Source organism: Trinickia sp. Y13 (assembly GCF_029522115.1).
Taxonomy (GTDB): Bacteria; Pseudomonadota; Gammaproteobacteria; order Burkholderiales; family Burkholderiaceae; genus Trinickia.
In genome coordinates this window covers 1-737 of the sequence record NZ_JAKWFK010000051.1, presented here as the reverse complement: position 1 = coordinate 737, position 737 = coordinate 1, and the positions used below count along the sequence as shown (strand labels likewise).

Here is a 737-nt window from a genome sequence, read left to right as displayed (position 1 = left end):
TCTTGCGCGGCCACGAACGTGTCGCCGCGCGACACGTCCACGTCCTGCGCCAGGCGAATCGTCACCGTCTGCCCCGCAAACGCGCGATCGACCTGCGCCGTGCCGCCCGGCACCGGCGCGATGATCTCGGCCACCGTCGCTTCGCGCTGCGCCGGCAAAACCACGATCGTGTCGCCCACGCGCACTTCGCCCGCTTCCACCCGGCCCATGTAGCCGCGGAAGTCGTCCGCGCTCGCCCCGTCTTGGCGCGCCACCCACTGCACCGGAAAACGCAGCGCTTCGCCCGCCGCCAGCGTCACCGGCAGCGCTTCGAGCAGATCGAGCAACGGCTCGCCCGCGTACCACGGCATGCGCTCGCTCGCCTGCACGATGTTGTCGCCCTTGAGCGCCGAGACCGGCACGAACCGCACGTCGGCCAAGCCCAACTGGCGCGCCAGCTCCACGTATGCATCGCGGATCTCGTTGAAGCGCGTCTCGCTGTAATCGACCAGATCCATCTTGTTGATCGCCACGATCGCATGCTGCAAGCCCAGCAGCTTCACGATCGCGCTGTGGCGCTTGGTTTGCGGCAGCAGCACCGTGCGGCCTGCCTCATCCTTGCTCACGCGCGTGGCGTCGATCAGGATGATCGCGGCGTGCGCCGTGGAGGCGCCCGTCACCATGTTGCGCGTGTACTGCTCGTGGCCCGGCGTGTCCGCGATGATGAACTTGCGCCGCGCCGTGGCGAAGTAGCGGTA

The 737-nt window shown here is 68.5% G+C and carries 1 protein-coding gene; it reads right to left on the bottom strand.

Annotation, left to right across the window (positions count from 1 at the left end; translation table 11 throughout):
* Positions 1–737, bottom strand: a 737-nt coding sequence (locus MMB74_RS27325; RefSeq protein ID WP_277431714.1) for a GTP-binding protein, incomplete at both ends; no start/stop codon positions are given.